This window comes from Corynebacterium sp. HMSC036D03 (assembly GCF_001836185.1).
Taxonomy (GTDB): Bacteria; Actinomycetota; Actinomycetes; order Mycobacteriales; family Mycobacteriaceae; genus Corynebacterium; species Corynebacterium simulans.
On record NZ_KV827713.1, the window covers coordinates 40,974 to 60,925 of the forward strand.

Annotated in this window: 22 protein-coding genes; 14 read left to right on the forward strand and 8 right to left on the reverse strand. The window is 57.6% G+C overall.

Annotation, left to right across the window (positions count from 1 at the left end):
- Positions 1-84: 84 nt before the first annotated feature.
- The 6 genes from mtrB (at position 85) to HMPREF2692_RS01095 (ending at position 8,444) form a co-directional block, all read left to right on the forward strand.
- A complete protein-coding gene (gene mtrB, locus HMPREF2692_RS01070; protein ID WP_082778558.1) occupies positions 85-1,779 on the forward strand; it encodes an MtrAB system histidine kinase MtrB in 1,695 nt (564 codons plus the stop codon).
- Complete coding sequence (locus tag HMPREF2692_RS01075) at positions 1,779-3,521, forward strand: LpqB family beta-propeller domain-containing protein (protein ID WP_061921004.1); 1,743 nt, start codon at positions 1,779-1,781, stop codon at positions 3,519-3,521. Before mtrB ends, HMPREF2692_RS01075 begins: the two co-directional genes overlap by 1 nt.
- 126 nt (positions 3,522-3,647) lie before the next feature.
- Positions 3,648-4,346, forward strand: a complete 699-nt coding sequence (locus HMPREF2692_RS01080; protein ID WP_246817627.1) for a ComF family protein — start codon at positions 3,648-3,650, stop codon at positions 4,344-4,346.
- Between the two features lie 199 nt (positions 4,347-4,545).
- Positions 4,546-5,193, forward strand: a complete 648-nt coding sequence (gene hpf, locus HMPREF2692_RS01085; RefSeq protein ID WP_070822439.1) for a ribosome hibernation-promoting factor, HPF/YfiA family — start codon at positions 4,546-4,548, stop codon at positions 5,191-5,193.
- A 213-nt stretch (positions 5,194-5,406) separates the two neighbouring features.
- On the forward strand, positions 5,407-7,965 hold the full coding sequence (secA, locus tag HMPREF2692_RS01090; protein WP_061921008.1) for a preprotein translocase subunit SecA: 2,559 nt from the start codon (positions 5,407-5,409) through the stop codon (positions 7,963-7,965).
- A gap of 125 nt (positions 7,966-8,090) precedes the next feature.
- Complete coding sequence (locus HMPREF2692_RS01095; protein WP_062035669.1) at positions 8,091-8,444, forward strand: hypothetical protein; 354 nt, start codon at positions 8,091-8,093, stop codon at positions 8,442-8,444.
- Between the two features lie 43 nt (positions 8,445-8,487).
- Here HMPREF2692_RS01095 and HMPREF2692_RS01100 read toward each other — a convergent pair whose 3' ends face one another.
- The gene (locus HMPREF2692_RS01100) at positions 8,488-8,895 is read right to left on the reverse strand and encodes a hypothetical protein (protein ID WP_061921012.1); all 408 of its coding nucleotides are present in this window, start codon (positions 8,893-8,895) and stop codon (positions 8,488-8,490) included.
- Between the two features lie 183 nt (positions 8,896-9,078).
- Here HMPREF2692_RS01100 and HMPREF2692_RS01105 point away from each other — a divergent pair, with 183 nt between their 5' ends.
- Together HMPREF2692_RS01105 and HMPREF2692_RS01110 are read left to right on the forward strand one after the other, a co-directional pair.
- Positions 9,079-9,489, forward strand: a complete 411-nt coding sequence (locus tag HMPREF2692_RS01105; protein WP_061921014.1) for an HAD-IA family hydrolase — start codon at positions 9,079-9,081, stop codon at positions 9,487-9,489.
- Between the two features lie 9 nt (positions 9,490-9,498).
- Positions 9,499-10,005 (forward strand): DUF6912 family protein, encoded by a 507-nt coding sequence (locus HMPREF2692_RS01110; RefSeq protein WP_201040661.1) that lies wholly within the window; start codon positions 9,499-9,501, stop codon positions 10,003-10,005.
- Here the strand turns inward: HMPREF2692_RS01110 and rsgA are convergent.
- Positions 10,002-11,021: a ribosome small subunit-dependent GTPase A gene (gene rsgA / locus HMPREF2692_RS01115; RefSeq protein ID WP_062035668.1), complete on the reverse strand. Its 1,020-nt coding sequence runs from the start codon at positions 11,019-11,021 to the stop codon at positions 10,002-10,004. The two genes, HMPREF2692_RS01110 and rsgA, sit on opposite strands and share 4 nt — an antisense overlap.
- Positions 11,014-12,282, reverse strand: coding sequence for a 3-phosphoshikimate 1-carboxyvinyltransferase (aroA, locus tag HMPREF2692_RS01120; protein WP_235591304.1), 1,269 nt, complete (start codon positions 12,280-12,282; stop codon positions 11,014-11,016). Before aroA ends, rsgA begins: the two co-directional genes overlap by 8 nt.
- Positions 12,283-12,302: 20 nt before the next feature.
- Between aroA and HMPREF2692_RS01125 the strand changes: the two genes are divergently transcribed.
- The gene (locus HMPREF2692_RS01125; protein ID WP_070822441.1) at positions 12,303-12,992 is read left to right on the forward strand and encodes an SOS response-associated peptidase; all 690 of its coding nucleotides are present in this window, start codon (positions 12,303-12,305) and stop codon (positions 12,990-12,992) included.
- Positions 12,993-13,009: 17 nt separating this feature from the next.
- Here HMPREF2692_RS01125 and ybaK read toward each other — a convergent pair whose 3' ends face one another.
- On the reverse strand, positions 13,010-13,528 hold the full coding sequence (gene ybaK / locus HMPREF2692_RS01130; RefSeq protein WP_083323789.1) for a Cys-tRNA(Pro) deacylase: 519 nt from the start codon (positions 13,526-13,528) through the stop codon (positions 13,010-13,012).
- Positions 13,529-13,568: 40 nt separating this feature from the next.
- On the opposite strand from ybaK, the gene HMPREF2692_RS01135 reads away from it, so the two are divergent.
- Positions 13,569-14,174: a sigma-70 family RNA polymerase sigma factor gene (locus HMPREF2692_RS01135; RefSeq protein ID WP_371326274.1), complete on the forward strand. Its 606-nt coding sequence runs from the start codon at positions 13,569-13,571 to the stop codon at positions 14,172-14,174.
- Positions 14,171-14,443 carry a mycothiol system anti-sigma-R factor gene (rsrA, locus tag HMPREF2692_RS01140; RefSeq protein WP_062035663.1) on the forward strand — a complete coding sequence of 91 codons (273 nt, stop codon included), beginning with the start codon at positions 14,171-14,173 and terminating at the stop codon, positions 14,441-14,443. Before HMPREF2692_RS01135 ends, rsrA begins: the two co-directional genes overlap by 4 nt.
- A 94-nt stretch (positions 14,444-14,537) precedes the next feature.
- Here rsrA and HMPREF2692_RS13520 read toward each other — a convergent pair whose 3' ends face one another.
- Together HMPREF2692_RS13520 and HMPREF2692_RS01145 are read right to left on the reverse strand one after the other, a co-directional pair.
- Positions 14,538-14,612 carry a 50S ribosomal protein bL37 gene (locus tag HMPREF2692_RS13520; protein ID WP_096030696.1) on the reverse strand — a complete coding sequence of 25 codons (75 nt, stop codon included), beginning with the start codon at positions 14,610-14,612 and terminating at the stop codon, positions 14,538-14,540.
- A gap of 114 nt (positions 14,613-14,726) precedes the next feature.
- On the reverse strand, positions 14,727-14,987 hold the full coding sequence (locus tag HMPREF2692_RS01145) for a WhiB family transcriptional regulator (RefSeq protein WP_061921027.1): 261 nt from the start codon (positions 14,985-14,987) through the stop codon (positions 14,727-14,729).
- A gap of 561 nt (positions 14,988-15,548) precedes the next feature.
- On the opposite strand from HMPREF2692_RS01145, the gene HMPREF2692_RS01150 reads away from it, so the two are divergent.
- Positions 15,549-16,025 (forward strand): hypothetical protein, encoded by a 477-nt coding sequence (locus HMPREF2692_RS01150; protein ID WP_062035662.1) that lies wholly within the window; start codon positions 15,549-15,551, stop codon positions 16,023-16,025.
- 38 nt (positions 16,026-16,063) lie between these two features.
- On the opposite strand, the gene HMPREF2692_RS01155 is transcribed toward HMPREF2692_RS01150, so the two are convergent.
- Positions 16,064-17,302 (reverse strand): Rv3212 family protein, encoded by a 1,239-nt coding sequence (locus tag HMPREF2692_RS01155; protein WP_062035661.1) that lies wholly within the window; start codon positions 17,300-17,302, stop codon positions 16,064-16,066.
- Positions 17,299-18,624, reverse strand: coding sequence for a DEAD/DEAH box helicase (locus HMPREF2692_RS01160; protein WP_070822443.1), 1,326 nt, complete (start codon positions 18,622-18,624; stop codon positions 17,299-17,301). The genes HMPREF2692_RS01155 and HMPREF2692_RS01160 overlap by 4 nt, the downstream gene beginning before the upstream one ends.
- Positions 18,625-18,700: 76 nt before the next feature.
- Between HMPREF2692_RS01160 and HMPREF2692_RS01165 the strand changes: the two genes are divergently transcribed.
- Positions 18,701-18,925, forward strand: a complete 225-nt coding sequence (locus HMPREF2692_RS01165; protein WP_061921035.1) for a DUF3107 domain-containing protein — start codon at positions 18,701-18,703, stop codon at positions 18,923-18,925.
- Positions 18,926-18,994: 69 nt separating this feature from the next.
- A complete protein-coding gene (locus tag HMPREF2692_RS01170) occupies positions 18,995-19,945 on the forward strand; it encodes a DUF3152 domain-containing protein (protein WP_083323790.1) in 951 nt (316 codons plus the stop codon).
- The last annotated feature ends 7 nt before the right edge of the window (positions 19,946-19,952 follow it).

A 19,952-nucleotide genomic window follows, 5' to 3' on the forward strand; every position in this document is an offset into this window, starting at 1 on the left:
GCAGCTATTTTTGATTGGTTTAAGCGTCTGCAGGATGGCGTTGTAGATAAGTGGCGCACATCGCTGCAGACAAGGGTCATCGGCATGATCCTCGTGGCATCCACGGTGGTCATGCTCTTGTTGGCGTACGCGCTTGTCTCGGTGCTGACGCAGCGTTTGGTCAGCCAAAAAGAAGATGCAGCCCGCCAGGAGCTCGATCGCGCGCGTACCACCGTGGAGCAGCAAATCGATGCCACTGGCAGCGCCAACTCGAACCAAGTGCGCATCAATTCCGCACGTTCTTCCCTTGGCCAGCTATCGGCTGATCACAACGAACACCAAGAAGCCTATGAAGCTGTTATCGCCGTAGAAAACGACGATAACTCTCTTACTACTTCTCCTGAGGGCTTTCGCCTGCCCAATGAATTACGGGACTTGGTGTCTAACGGCCAGGTGGCGCAGCAATACACCAGCGTGGATCACCCCGGCGGCGATCCTTATAATGCCTTGATTATTGGCACCCCAATCGATTCCGATATTCCAAACGCCCAGGTTTACCTGGTGCTGTCGATGGAGTCTGAGGAAGCCACAATGGCGCTCATGCGCGGTTTGCTTTCGGCAGCCGGCGTGGTGGTTGTCGTGTTGCTGGTCGGCATCGCTTGGCTGGCAACGCAGCAGGTTATCGTTCCCATTCGTTCCGCATCTCGCATTGCGCAACGCCTCGCGGCAGGCCACTTGCGCGAGCGTATGGTGGTCAACTCTGACGATGAAATGGGCCGTCTGGCGGGCTCTTTCAACGACATGGCTGACAAGCTTTCAAAGCAGATTAACCAGCTTGAGGAATATGGCGATCTCCAGCGCCAATTTACTTCAGACGTCTCCCATGAGCTGCGCACTCCGTTGACCACGGTACGCATGGCGGCGGACCTCATCGCTGCTGATCCGGATTCCCTTGAGCCGCATACTCGCCGCGCATCAGCGCTGATGATTCGCGAGCTTGATCGCTTCGAGGAATTGCTCGCCGACCTGCTGGAGATCTCGCGCCATGATGCGGGCGTGGCTGACCTTTCCACGGCCTCATTCGACGCCCGCTCCTGTGTTGACTCTGCGCTGGCACAGGTCCAGCACCTGGCAGAGGAATTAAACGTCGACGTGCAGGTTAATATGCCGGATGAGCCCGTCACTATCGAAGCAGATTCGCGCCGCATTGAGCGCATCTTGCGTAATCTTTTGGCCAACGCTATCGACCACTCTGAGGGAAATCCCGTGGTCGTCGATTTGCAGGCCAATGACCAAGCGGTGGGCATCGCGGTGACCGACTCTGGCGTGGGTCTGAAGGACGGTCAAGAAGAGCTCGTATTCAACCGTTTCTGGCGTGCAGATGCTTCGCGTAAGCGCCATTCAGGGGGTACCGGTTTGGGCTTGGCCATCGCCCGCGAGGATGCGGTCTTGCACGGCGGTACGCTCGATGCCATCGGTTATATCGGCGTCGGTTCGCGCTTCCGCCTCATCGTTCCGCGCTCGCCGAACACGGCCATCGAAGAGCAGCCGATTGCCCTTGAGGTCCCCAATGCCCCGCAGCCGGAACTGGAAGCGGCAGAGGTAATGGAGCAAGAAGATGTCGGCATCATCTGGCCTTCGGAGCGCCGTGCTCGTGAGTTCGTGGAGCTGGAGTCCGCGGTGCTTGACGACGCCCCGGAACCTGGCCCTGAATCCAGCGGTGATCGCTCTGGTAGCGTCGCCGAAAGCGAGGCAGCGCACCCGGATAAGGGTGTACAAGACGACGAGAAGGAGCGGTGATGAATAATCCCAACTCGTCTAGGGCTACGCGCTGGAAAAAGCAGGCGCGGCAATGTCTAGCGCTGTCTAGTGGCTTTCTCTTGTTTTCGGCTGCCGGCTGCTCGACGCTGCCGAATAACACTGCGCCCGAGGTCATCGCCACTTTTGCACCGCAAGCCGATCCGCAAGTGGAAATCATGTCCCCGAAGCAGGACGCGGATGCAGACTTGGTACTGCGTGAATTCTATAAGGCCTCCGGGAAGCCTGCCAATGACTATCAATCCACCCGCAACTTCCTAACACCGGACGCCCAAGAGCAATGGACGCCGAAAGAAGCCGTGGATGTGGTCGACTCTATCGACATCTTGACCACGGATAATGGCCTGGACCATAAAACCTTCGAAGTCAGTGGAAAACATATCGGTACCTTGAGCCCTAACGGTGCTTATACCCCGAGTGAACGCGATTATTCAGCCACCGTGCAAATGCAGAAGGTGGACGGGCAGTGGCGTATCCAAGATTTTCCGCCCAAGTTGGTCATTGAACGCAACGACTTGCGTAATAATTACCGGCCAATTTCGCTTTATTTCTTGGGGCAGTCGGGCGAATCGCTCGTTTCGGATAGGCGCTGGATCTACACCGGCCAGCAATCCATCGATAGCGAAATTGTCACCTTGTTGCTGGAAGGCCCCAATACTGATCTGCGTCCGGCGACTACAGATCTAACGCCAACTTCGGCGACGTTCTTAGGTTATGAAAACGGCACCTACAACTTCGGCGGGTTGAGCTCGATGAGCAAGGACGAGCGTTTCCGCTTTGCCGCGGCGCTGACGTGGACGTTAAACAACGCTGGTGTATCTACCACCGTTAAAGCTACGGCGGATGGTAGCCCTCTCGTTGATGGCTTGGACGTGATGACCGTCGATGATTTTGCCGAATTCAACCCTGGAAATCTGGTCAGCTCTGACGCCCAGCTTTTCGCCGTCAACAACGGAGCCTTGTTTGAAGTCGCAGGTGACCAGGTGGAGCCAGCCAACAGCGTCCTGGGCAGGGGCTCAGATGTTCAGTCTGCGGATATCTCCAAGGAAGGAATCGTAGCCGCAATACGTAAGAAGTCCTCCGATGAATATCAATTGAGCATGGGAGAGCTAGGCGTAAAGCTGGAGGATGACCTGAAGTCTAAGACACTGGCGCGCCCGACCTTTGAGGCAAACGGCCAGAGCATTTGGACTGTTGTTGATGGCAAGAAAATTGTTCGCGTATCCCGCTCGGCGAAGGGCGAACTGCATCAATCTGAGGTCGACTCCTCTAGCCTGGATAGTATTCAGGGCGAGATTTCTGTTATTCGCCTCTCGGCTACCGGAGCACGCGTTGCGATGATTATTGAGGGCAACGTCTACGTCGGCGTCGTCGTGCGCGGCAAAAACCGTAAGTACTCAATCGTTAATGCGCATCGCGTGGGTCAAGAGATACAAAATACCGCGCTTTCGCTGGATTGGATGAGCGACGGCGGATTGATGGTGGGCACAGATAGCGTGAACTCGCCGGTATGGCGCATCGAACAGGATGGCTCTTCTGCAACGACTTTGGCAACGGGTAATGTGACCGCGCCGGTGGTGGCAGTTGCAGCTTCTCCAACGAAGCTTTACATCACCGACTCTCACGCATTGCTGGAGCTACCTGCCGAAAACACCGACAACACCTTCTGGCGCGAGGTTGCCGGCCTGCAGGGTCAGCGTTCTTCACCTATCGTTGCCAAGTAAAAGCGCCTTATACAAGTTGTGACGTCTGCGCCTAAAGCTGGGGTGGCTTCAGGCAATCGTGAGACAAGCATGCGTGAGGCAAACATGGGGCGAAAATAAGCCGAGTGCTCGGGGGAGAAGAGATAGGTGGCACTAGTAGGTAAGCATTGGGATTCGCGCGTTTTGGCACAGCGTGCGGCGGCCTTGTTAGAAATAGTTGTTCCGCATCAGTGTGCCGGATGCGGGGGAGAGCTAGAGGCTGCAGCACATCTATGTGCGCGTTGCCAGCTGCATTTGCGGGCGCTGCCGCAACAGATTGCTAGGCCAGTCCCATTGGGGATGCCGGTATGGGCGCTCGGGCCCTATTCGGACGTGCGGCGAAACCTCATCGTGGCCATGAAGGAGCGGGGTAACCGCAAAGTGCGCAGCCATGTGGCAGCAGTTTATGCCGCAGGCATTGAGCATTTGCGGGCGCGCGGCGAGATTCCGGAGGAATTAGTGCTGGTGCCAGCCCCCACGCGGCGTTCTTCGGCGCGAGCACGCGGTGGCGACCCAGTAGCGCAGATTTGCATGCAGGTGGCCAAGACCTTGCCGCGGGTAAGCGTATGCGAGGCGTTGGAAGTTCGGGAGTCAGCGGCCGATCAATCCGAGCTTTCTGCAACTCAACGCTGGGACAATATGCGCGCAGCGGTGCAGGTCAGGCCCGCTGCAAGCCGGATTGTGGGACGACGATTGCTGCTTGTCGACGACGTGGTAACCACCGGCGCAACTTTGGTGGCCAGCGCCAGCCGCCTGCGGGGCAGTGGGGGAGTCCCTGACGGGGCAATCGTACTGGCAGAAGCTTAGATTCGGTTGGTTGCAGGGGTAATTCCGGCCCTATTGGTCCCCTTGGTTATGACCAGTGCTACCATGAAGAGTGTCACAGGGAAGCAGATAAAGTGTCCTAAACCATCCGGTTTCTATTTTGGAAAGTCGCACCGGAAAGGGCCCTTCACCTGCGGAATGTGCAGTCATTCAGTCCCCACGAGATAAGGGAGGCAACTCAATGTCCCAGCCCACCAACGCTCAGGTCACCATCACCGGTCGTAACGTCGAGGTGCCAGACCACTTCCAAGAGCGCGTCACCGAAAAGCTGGCCAAGATTGAACGCCTTGACCCGACTCTGACCTTCTTCCATGTGGAGCTCCAGCACGAGCCGAACCCGCGTCGTGAAGCAGAGTCTGATCGCATCCAGATCACCGCAACGGGTAAGGGCCACATCGCTCGCGCTGAGGCAAAGGAAGATTCCTTCTACGCAGCGCTGGAAACCGCTCTGGCAAAGATGGAGCGTTCCCTGCGTAAGGTCAAGGTCCGCCGTGAGAACGTGAAGTCCGGTCACCGCGCACAGAAGGGTACCGGCGAGCTGGCTGCTGAGATGGTTGCTGCTGCAGAGCACGAGCGCGCGAAGGAAGAGCGCTACATCGATCCTTATGCAGAAACCGTCGAGGATGTTCGCCCTGGCCAGATCGTCCGCTCCAAGGAGCACCCGGCTACCCCGATGAGCGTCGATGATGCTTTGAGCGAGATGGAGCTCGTGGGCCACGACTTCTATCTCTTCATCAACGAAGAAAACAACAAGCCATCTGTGGTCTACCGTCGTCACGCTTTCGACTACGGCATCATCTCCCTGTCGGAGGAGGCAACTGAGGAGTAAACCTAACTCCTTTTAAGTTTTAGCCCTTCCGCCGCGTTCGCTTAAGTCCCTGATTGTCAGGGCCTATGCGCCGCGGCGGAGGGGCTAAAGTTTTGCCGACGCACTGCAAACGTTCAGGGGTTCATAAGGTGGTCGGAATCAAGCTTTAACTACCCAGTGGGTACAATGACGAGAAGTTAACTATTTTGTCGCGATAAGAAGGACTATCTAGAAGTGTTTGGACTCTCCAAGCTGCTGCGCGCAGGCGAAGGACGCACCGTCAAGCGCCTAGCGAAGATGGCTGATGACGTTATTGCTCTCGATGCGGAGTACGCCGCGCTATCTGATGCAGAACTAAAGGCAAAGACCCAGGAATTCAAGGACCGCCTGGGGGCCGGCGAAGAGATGAATGACATTCTTCTCGAGGCTTTTGCCACCGTTCGTGAAGCCGCTTGGCGCGTGCTCGATCAGAAGCACTACAAGGTGCAGATCATGGGTGGCGCGGCGCTGCACTTCGGCAACGTTGCCGAGATGCGCACCGGTGAGGGCAAGACTCTGACCTCGCTGCTGCCGGCTTACCTCAATGCGCTTGAGGGCAAGGGCGTGCACATCGTTACCGTCAACGATTACTTGGCAAAGCGTGACGCCGAGATGATGGGTCGTGTGCACCGCTGGCTGGGCCTTAGCGTTGGCGTCATTCTTTCCGAGATGCGCCCTGCACAGCGCAAGGAAGCCTACGGCTGCGATATCACCTACGGCACCAACAACGAGCTGGGTTTTGACTATCTGCGCGATAACATGGTCCGCACGCTTGACGACGTTGTCCAGCGCGGCCATAACTTCTGCATCGTCGATGAGGTTGACTCCATTCTTATCGACGAAGCCCGTACCCCGCTTATCATCTCCGGCCCGGTGGACGGAACCTCCCAGTTCTACAACGTCTTCTCCCAGATTGCGCCGAAGATGCGCGAGGGCATCCACTACGAAGTGGACCACAAGAAGCGCACCATCGGTGTGCTCGAGGATGGCGTGGAATTCGTGGAGGACCAGCTGGGCATCGACAACCTCTATGCCCCAGAGCACTCGCAGCTCGTGTCTTACCTGAACAACGCGCTGAAGGCGAAGGAACTGTTTGCGCGCGATAAGGACTACATCGTGCGTAACGGTGAGGTCATGATCGTTGACTCTTTCACCGGCCGCGTGCTGGCAGGCCGTCGCTACAACGAGGGCATGCACCAGGCCATTGAGGCCAAGGAAAACGTGGAGATCAAGAACGAGAACCAGACTCTGGCGACCGTTACTCTGCAGAACTACTTCCGCCTGTACGAGAAGATTTCCGGCATGACCGGTACCGCAGAGACCGAGGCTGCCGAGCTGCACTCCATTTATGGTCTCGATGTTGTACCGATTCCGACGAACAAGCCGAACCAGCGTGTTGACCAGGCTGACCGCATCTACAAGACGCAGGAAGCAAAGTTCGCCGCAGTCGTCGATGACATTGCTGAGCACGTCGAGGCCGGTCAGCCGGTCCTGGTTGGTACCACCTCCGTTGAGCGCTCCGAGTACCTGTCCCAGCTTTTGACCAAGCGTGGCGTCAAGCACTCAGTCCTTAACGCGAAGCACCACGAGGAAGAGGGCCAGATTGTCGCCCGCGCCGGTCGCCCTGGCACCGTAACCGTTGCTACCAACATGGCAGGCCGTGGTACCGATATCGTGCTGGGTGGCAACCCCGAGGTCATTCTGGACGAGAAGCTGCGTGAGCGCGGCCTCGATCCTTTCGAGGATGAAGAGCGTTACCAGGAGGCATGGGACGCTGAGATTGACGAGGAGCGTGAGCGTTCCAAGCGCCTGGGTGACGAGGTCCGTGAGGCAGGCGGCCTTTATGTTCTAGGCACCGAGCGCCACGAATCCCGCCGTATCGACAACCAGCTGCGTGGCCGTTCCGGCCGTCAGGGCGATCCAGGTGAGACCCGCTTCTACCTTTCGATGCGTGATGAGCTGATGGTTCGCTTCGTGGGCCAGTCCATGGAGAACATGATGAACCGCCTGAACGTGCCTGACGATGTCCCGATCGAGGCGAAGATGGTGTCCAACTCCATCAAGGGCGCCCAGGCACAGGTGGAGAACCAGAACTTCGAAATGCGTAAGAACGTTCTGAAGTATGACGAAGTGCTCAACGAGCAGCGCAAGGTTGTCTACGCGACCCGCCACGACATCTTGGATTCTGGCGACATCAAGGACAACATCCGCGACATGATCGATGACACCGTGTCGGCTTATGTTGCCGGCGCTACTGCCACCGGCTACGTCGAGGACTGGGACTTGGACGAGCTGTGGAATGCTCTGGAGTCTCTCTATGGCCCGACTATGAGCCACGAGTCCTTGGTGGAGGGCACCGAGTACGGTTCTGCCGGCGAGCTAAGCGCAGAGCAGCTGCGCGATGCATTGTTAAGCGATGCTAACCACGAGTACGACGAACTCGAAGAGTCCGTTAGCGCTATCGGCGGCGAGTCCCAGATGCGCAACACCGAACGCATGGTCATCCTGCCTATTATCGACCAGAAGTGGCGTGAACACCTCTACGAGATGGACTACCTGAAGGAAGGCATCGGCTTGCGCGCGATGGCACAGCGCGATCCGCTGGTGGAGTACCAGAAGGAAGGCGGCGAGATGTTCAACGCCATGAATGAGGGCGTCAAGGAAGAGACCGTCCGCCAGCTGTTCATGCTCCGCAAGCAGTTCAAGGCGCAGCAGGAAGCGCAGGCAGCTTCCCCTGAAACCACCGAGGCTTAACGGATTTAAGCTCATTTGAAGCGTCTGGCCAAGAAATTGGTCAGGCGCTTTAAGTTTTATGTCAGTTTCCTATACTCTAGAAGGAAGCTAACAATAGATTTTCTTTTTCTAAGAAGGGTAACTCCGTGCGCAGTCGTTCACTCAGCCTGGGATTTTCGGCATTTTTGTCTGCCACGCTCCTGAGCGGAACCGCACAAGCCTACGGCGAGGTTGAGCAGGAACCGCGTTCCTGCCATGAGGCTGTTGTCGCTGCAGGCATGGAAGACTACTTTTCTGCTGCCGAAACCGAGAATCTCACGGTTGCAGAATGCGCAGAACGCATTGCAGAAGGAAAACCCAGTAAGACCCCCGAAGAACGCCCTGCCTTCGGCCAGATCGGCATGCTCTTCGGCGGCATCGCCTCTGTGATTGGTCTCGGCGTCGACGCATGGACCTCGGTGGATTGGACCGACATCCTTCTGCGCCTCGGTTCGCTTTAATATTTGGCCCTAAGTAGTTGGTGCGAGTCCTGCCCCCTTAATCCTAGATATTCAGGTTGTGGCCAAGGGAGAGCAAGCGGAACTCTTCTAGCCGATTGTGCTTGAAGGAGCCGGTAAAACCATGGTGTTTGCCGCCAATATCGGCTGAGCCAAAGAACTCACCGTTAGCACGGGCGTGCAGGCTTCGCAGCTGTGCGCGCAGCGGCCTATCGTGGGGTCGGTGATTGAGCGCCCAAGCGCGTAAATGCACTTTGATATCGCGGTTGTATTTATTGCCCGCTAGATGATGTAGTGGGCGCAGCCCGCCCGTAACCTCCAGTGCGAAGATGACAAGGTCGAGGATTTCCTTGCGGGCGGAAAGGTCTTCTTCCGTGGGCTTTCTCTCATAGCGCACTCGATCGGGCGCGGTATAGAGCTTGAGGTGGCTAAAACCGGGGATAGGTGAATACAACTTAAGTGAGCCTTCCTGCAGGTCATACAGGAGGCGAACGCACCCACCATTGTGCCACGTGGCGTCGGAAAGCGCTGGCTCCTGTGAGAATACTGAAAGGGGTGGGCGCGATATTTTTTATTTTTAGATATACTTTCGTCCGTCAAAAAGCACACCCGCTCTTTTAGTATTAAGGAAGTTTAAATGCGCGGTCTTATCGTAGATTTCGTTGGTGTCTTGGACGGCACCGAGGAAGACGTCAAGCGCTGGCGTTCCCTGTTCGCTGCAGCCAAGGCTAACGGCGTAGCGACCGCCATCCTGTCTAATGATCCAGGTGGCCCAGGCGCAGAGCATATCCGCGAGTGGGAATACCGCGGCATCGTTGATGCGGTCATTCTTTCCGGCGAAATTGGGGCAGAAAAGCCTGAGTTGGCTGCCTTCCAGGCTGCGGCGGATGCCATCGAGCTGCCAATCAATGACTGCGTCATGGTCGATGACTCCATTCTCAACGTACGTGCTGCCGTTGATTTCGGAATGCTCGGCATGCTGTATACCGTCTTCGACCGCACCAGCGTCGAGGTCCAGGCTGTATTCGACATCGAGGGTGAGTTCTAAGTGGCTAAGGTGCGCGTTTATCTGCCAGCGACCTTCGCTATGCTCAGCGAGCTTAAGGAGACCGGCCAGTTGGCCGCACGCTCCGGTTGGGGCTTTACCGTGACCCCAGCGCTGCGCGAGTTCTACACCGAGGGCGATGAAGAAGAGATTGCCTACTCCGCCTTCCTGGAAGCCTCCATGGCATCCCTTCGCCTGCTCGCCATTGGCGACGAGGAGAATTTCCCGCATCGTCGCGTAGTTATTTCGGTAGACGTTGACGAGTCCGTGTTAACTCCCCAGCCTGACATGGGTGATCCGGTAGTCAAGCTGAATCCTGCAGTCATTACGGAGGAAAACCTGCAGGCTATCCACGTGGACGTGGAAGAGTCTGAGGAAGCTACCGCGAAGGCCATCGAGGTCATCGATAACGCCGATCTTGGTGACGAAGACGCGGAGCTGGCCGTAGGAGACGCCCTGGATAACTTTATGGCGTTCTACGACCCATCTGAGCTGCCCTTCTTGGTGGAGCTGCTCTAATTTTCCCAATCGACGTTGGTGCGCAGCGCTTCGAGCAGCTTGCGCACCGCGTCACGACGGCGGGCGGAGGCTGAGCCTTCGGGGATTTTCAGATCCAGCCCGCATTCTGGATCGGCTGGGGGACCGACGTGCGTGCAGCCGCGTGGGCAATATTCTGTTGCCGCGGCTAGATCTTCAAAGACACCGAGGACTGTATCGGCGTCGACATGCGCTAGGCCAAAGGAACGGATGCCTGGGGTATCGATAATCCAGCCGCCGTCTGCACAAAGCTCTTCTGGCAGCGGAAGAGCGACGGATTGCGTGGAGGTATGGCGTCCCTTGCCCACGGCGGAGACCTCACCGGTCTCGCGCTTAGCGTCGGGAACCAAGCGATTAACGAGCGTGGATTTACCTACGCCGGAGTGCCCGATAAGGGCCGTGACGTGGCCATTTATCACATCACGCACTTGGTCCAAGGAGTCATCGACGCCCGCCTCGACGACGGTGACGTCAAGATCTGCGAATTCGGCAGCAAAAGGTGTCGGGTCAGTGAGATCGGTCTTGGTCAGACAGAGCACTGGGTGCACGTTGCCGACGAAGGCGGCGATGAGTGCGCGCTCTACAAAGCCAGAGCGTGGGGGAGGATCCGCTACTGCGGTGACGATGAGCATGCGGTCGGCGTTGGCGACGACGATGCGCTCATAAGGATCCGTATCGTCGGCAGTGCGGCGCAAAACAGAAGTGCGCTCCGCAAGCTTGACGATGCGTGCGAGGGTGTCCTTGCGCCCGCTGGTATCACCGACGACGCCGACTCGGTCACCGACCTCGACCGGGGTGCGGCCCATCTCGCGTGCACGCATGGCGACGACCTGCGGTCCCTCGTCGAGCGCTACGCCCCAGCGGCCGCGGTCTTTGGTCACCACCATGCCGAATTTGGCGTCCTTGTGCTTGGGGCGGTCCTTTGTACGCGGACGCGAGCCCTTACCGGGGCGGATACGTACGTCGGATTCGTCGTATGAGCGTGCACTTCTAGCCACGGGCGGCCTCCAGCATTTCTTCCCACATTCCCGCAAAGCCAGGAAGTGTTTTCGCAGTGGTGTTGATGTCTTCTACTTCCACGCCTTTAACGCGCAGCCCGATGATGGCGCCGGCGGTTGCCATGCGGTGGTCCGCGTAGGAATTCCACTTCCCGCCGTGGAGCTGCGCCGGTTCGATATAGAGGCCGTCGGAAAGCTCCGTGACCTTGCCACCTAGGGCGTTGATTTCGGTTGCGAGCGCTGTCAGACGGTCTGTTTCGTGGCCGCGCAGGTGAGCGATGCCGTTAAGACGCGAGGGCGAGGAAGCAAGCGCACACAGGGCAGCGACGGTAGGCGTGAGCTCGCCGATATCGCCCATGTGCTTTTCGATGCCATGCAGGTCGCCGTCCGCGGCACCGATGACGGTGACGGAATCTTCTGTTTGTTCCACGTGGGCGCCCATGGCTTGCAGGATCTCGCACATCTCAGCGCCCGGCTGGGTCGTGTGCTGTGGCCACTGCGGGATGGTTACGCGACCGCCAGCAACCGCTGCTGCGGCCATGAACGGAGTGGCGTTGGAGAGATCGGGCTCGATGTTCCATTCCCCGCCGGCGATGGGGCCGGGGCTAACGCGCCAGGTATTGTTACTTTCTTCGACTTCGACGCCGGCTTGGCGCAGCATCGCACAGGTCATCTCGATATGCGGCAGGGAAGGAAGCGGGCCGCCTTCGTGGGTGACGGTGATGCCTTCCCTAAAGCGCGCGCCCGAAAGCAAGAGCCCGGAGACGAACTGGGAGGAACCGGAGGCGTCGATAGTCACTGCGCCGCCTACTGGAACTGACGTGGACGAGATGGCAAAGGGCAGGCCCTCGCCCTCGACCTCAACGCCGAGGCTGCGCAGTGCGGAAAGCATCGTGCCCATTGGGCGCTTGCGTGCTTGCGGGTCACCGTCGATGCGGACAGGGCCATTGGCTAGTGCTGCGACGGGTGGGACAAAGCGCATGACCGTTCCTGCGAGACCGCACTCGACGGTGGCGCCGTGCAGCGGGCCCGGATTGACGTGGACGTCGTTGCCTTCGTGGCGGAAGGCAACGCCCATGGACTCAAGCGCTGCCTCCATAAGACGCGTATCGCGTGACTGCAACGGATTGCGCAGGATAGATGGAGAGTCAGCCAACGCTGCCAGAATATAGGCGCGGTTAGTGATCGACTTCGACCCTGGAATGGGTTGTTCCCAATCCAGTGGGCCGGTGGCACGCGGGGCTGACCAATACAAAGACATGTAGTCCATAATATAAGTTCATGTGCGGAAGATTTGTTTTGTTCAGCGAGTCTTTACTCGCCGCGGTTGGCGACTGGCCAGGTATTGAGGAGGTCCACGCCCCACAAGGGCTGCCGCCGGCGCGTTATAACATCGCCCCGACACAGCCGATTGCCGTGGTGCGTGTACAGGAATCCGTAGCACGTGTGGAGCCAGCACGCTGGGGTCTTATCCCACATTGGAAGAAGGACCTAAACGGTCCGCCGCTTTTTAACGCGCGTGCCGAAACCGTGGCGACTAAGCCTTCGTTCCGCGAGGCTTTCGCGCACAATCGCTGCATCATTCCGTTGGACGGCTACTACGAATGGAAAGCTGACGTACCAAGCCCAGGCGGTGGAACCAAGGCCAAGGGCAAGGGCAAGAAGACGCCCTATTACGTCACCGGCCCAGAGGGCATGCTCTTTGCTGCCGGGCTGTGGTCCTCGGGCCAAGACAGGCTTTCAGCCACGATGATTACCACCGAAGCCACCGAAGAAATGGCGTGGCTGCACGGCCGCCTGCCTAAGTTCCTGCGGCAGGAGGAAATCGGGCCATGGCTGGCAGGCGAGCCTCTGCTCGAGCCAAGCACCGTCACCGGTTTTCAGGCGCGGCCCGCGGATCCAGCCGTGGGCAACGTGCGTAACGACTATGCCGAGCTTATTGCAGAACAATCCCCGGAAGGGCTGTTCTAGAACGATTGCTGCGCCAACTACTGCGCTACCAGGTCGGTGAAAGTGAAATCGAGAACCTTGGCTAAGTCCTCCGCATTCACTTCGATGTCGAGGCCACGGCGCCCGCCGGAGAAAAAGATGGTGTCGAAGAGGACAGCCGTTTCATCAATTGCGGTGGGAAGAACGTGCTTTTGGCCTAGCGGAGAGATTCCGCCTGGAATATAGCCGGAGGATTTCGAGGCATCTTGTGGATCGGCCATCGTCGCCTTCGCCGCACCGAATGCCGCGGCCGCCTTCTTTAGGCTGAGCTTGTGTGAGACTGGCAGCACGCAAACCGCTAATTCCCGCTTGGCGCCTTTGCCTGCGGTGAGATCGACCACCAGAGTTTTGAATACGCGATCAGCATCGATGCCTAGTTCCGCTGCGGCAGTGTCGCCGAAATGATCCGTACCGCCCTCGAAGATTGCCACCTCATGTGGGATCCCCGCTTCTTCCAAGATCTTTAAAGCTGGGGTAGCGGCATGCGGAGTTTTCTTGGACTTGGACATAAGCTGCATTTTAGTAGCCGCGTCATGCCAACCCATTAGGATGGGATACGTGGCTACAAAAATTACTAGCGCTAAGGACAGTCAGCGCCTCTTTGAGGAGCAAGCACTGCCCTTGCTCGACCAACTCTACGGTGGAGCCATGCGTCTTACGCGCAACCCGCAGGACGCCGAAGACTTGATTCAAGAGACCTATTTGAAGGCTTATAAGAATTTCGGCTCCTTCAAGCAAGGCACCAACCTCAAAGCTTGGCTCTACCGAATCATGACCAATACCTACATCAACTCCTATCGCAAGGCGAAGCGCCGCCCGGCGGAATCTTCAGCAGATGATCTGAGCGATTTTCAGCTCTATACAACTGCCGGCCATGATTCGACCGGCCTGGAATCGGCCGAAGTCGAAGCATTGAAGTTGATGCCGGATTCCGCGATCTCCGAGGCTATGAATGATTTGCCGGAGGATTATCGCATGGTTGTCTATTACGCCGACGTCGTAGGCCTGGCGTACAAGGAAATCGCAGAAATTATGGACACTCCACTTGGCACGGTCATGAGCCGGCTACATCGTGGAAGAAAACTCCTTCGTGGCGCGTTGAAAGACGTGGCTAGAGAAGAAGGCATCGGTCTCAACCACCCAGACATGGAGGAGAAGCAATGAGCAACGCTACAGGAAACAATTGCGGCGCATGTAATTCTCCTGAGGTCCAGGCACTGTTTTGCGAGCTATTGGATGAGCGCACAAGCTATGCGCGTGCGCTAGAAATCCGTGAACATATTGCCCAGTGCGACGAATGCCAAGCACGGCTTGAAAGCGAAGAAGTGGTTCGTGCGCTCGTTCGCAAGTGTTGTTCTGGCACCAAAGCGCCACAGTCGCTGCGTCAGCGCATCACCATCGAAATAACTCGTACCGAGGTTCGCTGGAATTAAAATCCAAAGGTAGATTCAGCAGCTTATTTTAGATACAGCAAAAGGCTCGCCTTCCTTCAATGAAGGGAGAGCGAGCCTTTGTCGTGCTGCTTATTTATGCGCTAGGACGCTTGCCGTGATTTGCACTCTTCTTACGGCGATCCTTGCGCTTACGACCACGCTTAGACATGGGCGGCCTCCTTGCTAATAGGTGAGCGGATAAATTACTTACCCACTGACTTTAGTGGCTGGATCAGCCGGTGGGAAATCGGGTTAGGTCAGCGGAGAAATAGGGGAGTGAAATTTAAACGGTAACGCGTGCGCGGCCGCGGCCGCGGTTGCGGCGGCGCTTGAGAGCGCGGCGCTCTTCCTCAGACATACCGCCCCAGACGCCGGCATCCTGGCCGGACTCCAGTGCCCACTTCAGGCAAGCGGAGGAAACTGGGCAGCGGTTGCAAACCAGCTTGGCCTTTGCGATCTGGGTAAGTGCAGGGCCGGAGTTGCCTACTGGGAAGAACAGCTCTGGGTCTTCGTCGCGGCAAACAGCTTCGTGGCGCCAATCCATGATTGAAATCTCCTAACAAAATTTAGACAGCATGACAGGTCTCTGCGGTCCACAAATGCGGACTACAGCAATTAACAGGGGTGGGAGTGAACCGGTCTGCACTCAGTGGGGCCCTGTCTCGAGTTAGGGCCAGCGTCGGCACCGCCATGATTCACTTTGTGTTCACTTGGATGTTTTTCCAAGTTTTGGACTGCTTAAACAGCCCGTTGTTTTTGCTACTTGAGAATCATGACATGTTTACCTCCATCCCGCTAGGGTTAAGAGATAAATTGTGGCAAAGATCACTGACTTTCATGCAAGTGAACGGCGAAAAATGGCGCCCTTCTTCCTGCAAGAAAGCTGGCAATAATTAGTTTACCTGCCACTTTGGGTGATTTTAGGTGAGTGTGGTGACTTGGATCCCGTCAAATCTACTTCTGGACAGATGCCCCCGATGCGCATCCGCGTCGAAAGTTAAGGGCGCGTATTGGCAGTACTTGTTTCCACGCGTTATCAAATCCGCGCGCCGTAACGGCATGACAATGCGTCTCATGCTTTAAACAGGTGAGTAGACTGTGGCGCGTGACTGAGAAGAATTCGAAGAAGAACACTGCCAAAAAGTTTGAAAAAAGCGCCGCGGCGAATTCGGGCGCGCCGCGCTCGGTGCTGATTGCTGCGGGCATTGCCATCGTGCAGTCCGTGGCTGTTATTGCCTTCGGCCTCTTCCTCATTATCCGTGAATTGAAGGGTGCTGAGAACGCTTCGATGGTCTCTGAGGCAGGCGCTTCCAACTTCGTTGGTTTCGGCACCGCTGTCTTCATCTTCATCGTGTTCGGCTTTGTGATTATCGGTGCCCTAGCCTTTGTAAAGGGTAAGCGCTGGGGCAGGGGAGCAGTGGTCCTCGTCGAGATCATCCTTGCCGCGAGCTCTTTCCAGATGTTTAGCGGCGGCGCTGCGGTGCTGGGTGTTATCACTCTTGCCAGCGCTCTTGCCGCGCTGTATTTCGTGATGGTCGTGCCGGACTCCGCGAAGTGGGCCGAGGCCAACTTTCGTGGCTAGCTAGGGCCGCTGGCAGCGGCGATTGTGCGGGCAGCGCTTTAAAGCGCGCTAAGGCCCACTGCGGTGTCGCCGCGTTGTTCCACGATGGCGGTTCCAGACTGCGTGAGGAAGACGGGGCCCTCGTAGTCGCCGCGGTCGACGGGGATGTTGCGTTCGGTTTCACCGGTGCTCCAGTTGACCACTGCGATTCCCTCATCGGTTGGCATAAGCAGGCGATCTCCTACTGCCATGCCGGTTCCGATTGCGTCCTCAAAGACGTGGTCCACCTTGAGCGTAGTCGGAGTAAACAAATAGAGGCGCTGGCCATCAAACCAAGACATGTGGTGTGGAAGATCCGCTGTAGCCGGTGCGAAAGGCGTCGAAGAGTTATTAACCTCCGGGGAAGGCGCAACCGGTTGTGAGGCGGTCTTTTCGCCGGTCTCAGAGTAAGAATCGATGCGCGGGGTCTCGCCGGGCTGATAGACCGCCGCGGCCTTTTGGCCCACTGCAATTAGCCTCGAGCCTTGATTATCCATGGTGGCATCGGCGGAAATCTCCGGCTTACGCGAATCCTCCGGGGTGGCGCCCATCAGGCGCAGCGACGTAACGTTTGGATTCTCTGGGCAGGACTCAGTAACGGCGAGGTTTTCAGTGCGCGTTAGAGCCGAGGTGATGGAACACTCCTCGTGTTCCTGCATATCCGGCTCTTGCTTGGCCTTAACATCGCCGTACTCGATGGTGCGCACCATGTCCGAGCGCCAAATGTCTACGCGTTCAGTAGAGACGGTGCCTACTCGGTCATTGGAGGCAATGGCCACGACATCTTCGGAATTGATAGCGCTGCGCGTATCCGAGTACTGACCCGTCGCCGCATCAATAGCCACGGTATCGCCACAGCCCACGCCGGTGCGGTAGGTGGCAACTACCTTGCCCCAAGCAGTGCCCAGGGAACACAAGTCTAAACCCGCACGCGTGTAGTGCCATACCGGATTGCCATTCGGGTCAGAGGCAGTAATTGTTTCACCCTCGTGCGTGATGGTCAGCCCCTTCGCAGAAAGCGCGCGGTATTGGCCCGGCACGGGCGTATTGGGCAAGCGGAAGGATTCGGCAAGCTTGACCGGGGGTTCCGCGAGCACCTCGACGTCGTCAGGCATGGCATGGCTTGCCGGAACCAGCTCAGAGTCGCGGATATCGGCGCTAAAGTAGGCTCCTCCTACAGCGATCGCACACACCGCAGCGATGGCGCCAGTCAACTTCCAGTCAGTCGCGCTCGCGCGAAGGATTGGGGTCTTGCTCATCGACGGCGGCTCCTGGAACGGCGGGTTCGGGTGGAATTGCGTGGCGAAGGCTTTTCGCGCAGGCGGGTTGTGCCGATTACCTTAGTCGCGGGGCCGACGGACTCGGCAATGCCCTCTTCAAAACCTAGGGCCTCGGCAAGCTCGGGGGAGGTGCTAAACCACTGCGGCGGTTCTGCTTCGTTGAGGTCGAGTTCGTCGTTGATAAAGCGCCATTTACCCAGCTCGTCGTAGCCCACCAAGGTGATTGCGGTGCCGGTATGGCCTGCGCGGCCAGTGCGGCCAATGCGGTGGACAAAGGTCATAGGGTCATCTGGAACCTGATAGTTGATGACGTGGGTGACATCGTCGACGTCGATACCGCGTGCGGCAACGTCGGTGGCGACGAGAATTTCCACCTTGCCCCCGCGGAATGCGTTGAGGGACTTTTCACGCGCTGCTTGGCCCAAATCACCGTGCACTGCGCCGACTCTAAACCCGCGCTGAGCTAGTTCGTCTGCAACTTCCGCTGCCGAGCGCTTGGTACGGGCGAAGATGATGGTCTTGCCGCGGCCTTCCGCCTGCAGCGCGCGGGAGACAATTGCCAACTTGTCCATGCGGTGAGCCTGGAAGGTCACCTTGCGGGTAGAAGCATGAGTTTGGTTCTCGTCGCCTGATTCGGCGCGGATATGGATAGGCCGCGACATGAAAGTACGTGCCAAGGTCAAAATAGGGCCAGGCATGGTGGCAGAAAACAGCATGGTTTGGTGCGCATTGCCGTGGAGAGCTTCCAGAATCTTTTCAATATTTGGCAAGAATCCCAGATCAAGCATCTCGTCGGCCTCGTCGAGCACGAGGATTGCCACGTGCTCGAGGTTCAAGTGGCCTTGCTGAACCAGATCCAAAAGGCGGCCCGGGGTACCTACGACAACATCGACGCCTTTGTTGAGCATCTTGATCTGCTCTTCATAAGGGCGCCCGCCGTACAAAGTGGCAAGGCGGACCGGGAGATTGCGAGCAGCAGCTGAAAGATCTTCGCCGACTTGGACCGCAAGCTCGCGAGTAGGAACCACGATGAGGGCGCGAGGGGTGCCGTCTAGTTCCTTAATATCGGCGTCGTCAAACACACGATCTAGAACTGGGATGCCGAAGCCGAGCGTCTTTCCCATGCCAGTGCGGGCTTGGCCGATGAGGTCTTGTCCGCCGAGCGCGATCGGAAGAGTCAGTTCCTGAATGGCGAACGTGCGCTCAATTCCGCGGCTGGCCAGGGCATCTACGATCTCTGCTGCGACGCCGAGGGACGCAAAGGTAGGTGATTGCGAGGGCTCAGACTGTTGAAATGACACAACTTGATAGTAGCCGGTACGGCTATAGTGGGGCCATTGAGACTTTAAATTAAACTTTTAAGGAGGAGACCTTTCCATGGATATCAAGATTGGTTTCGCAGACACCGCCCGTGAGCTCGTCATTCACGCAGAGGGCACTCAGGAAGAGCTGGTAGCCAAGGTCAATTCCGCATTGGCAGATAACGCTACCTTGGAGTTGGAAGACACCAAGGGCCGCAAGTACATCGTCCGCACTGACCGTGTGGTCTATGCAGAAATCGGCGTCGCTAAGACCCATGCCGTCGGTTTTGCAGGCGCTTAAACCCATGAGGTTTGCGCCCTAGCAGAGGAATTGCCCTCAAAAAGGGCGCAACGGGTAATCTATTTCCTCATGAAAAGCCCTGTGGATAGTTCGCAACGCGCCCCACGTCACCCGCACCGCAAGCCTGGCCAAGATCCGTGGATCGTCAGGTTTGCACAGGCTTATGGTTGGTGGCGCGTTGTTGCGATCCCAGTGATGGTGGTGCTGACCGTTTGGGTGCTTGTCGACGTCGCACGTCCCGCGCAAGAAGAAGAGGCCACCGTAGCTTCCGGCAGAGACGCGGCGGCTACCTCCGAAGAAGACCGAGTAGGCCCCGATCCCGCCAAGGCCAGCCACATTGCTGTGGCGAAGGAGGGGCTACCTGCCGGCGGTGATTTCTCGGAAAAGGGCGACGATACTTACCACGATGCGGGTACCGCCGGCGCGCATGCGGGTAAGGGCGGCAAGAAGAAGGTTCGTTACTCGGTAGAGATTGAAAACGGCGTCGACACGACCCCGTACGGAGGCGACTCCGCCTTTGCTGCCATGGTCGATGCAACGCTGGGGGATCCACGCGGTTGGACGGCTACCGGTGACTTCGAATTCGCCCACGTAAAGGCCGATGAAAATCCGGATACGCGTATTCGCTTGACCTCCCTGGAAACCACCGCTGAGCTCTGCGGCGCGCAGCTGGAAACGGAAACTTCCTGCCACACCGGAATCACTGGTGAGTCCACGGTCAATCTCAACGAGTCCCGCTGGGTGCGCGGGGCGCTGCCATTCGAAGGTGACTTGGGCAATTACCGCCAGTACCTCATCAACCACGAGTTTGGCCATGCCATTGGCTATGCCTCCCACCAGGCGTGTGGCGGCAACGGGAAGCTTGCGCCGGTCATGATGCAGCAGACGCTTAGCTTGAACAACGCTGAGCTCTATGAAAAAGATTCCAAAGAAGTCTATCCCAACGAGGATGTAACCTGCGAGCCGAATCCATGGCCGTATCCAAACCCGCGGGTTAAAGATCCGCATAAGCCGGAATAGGAGAACT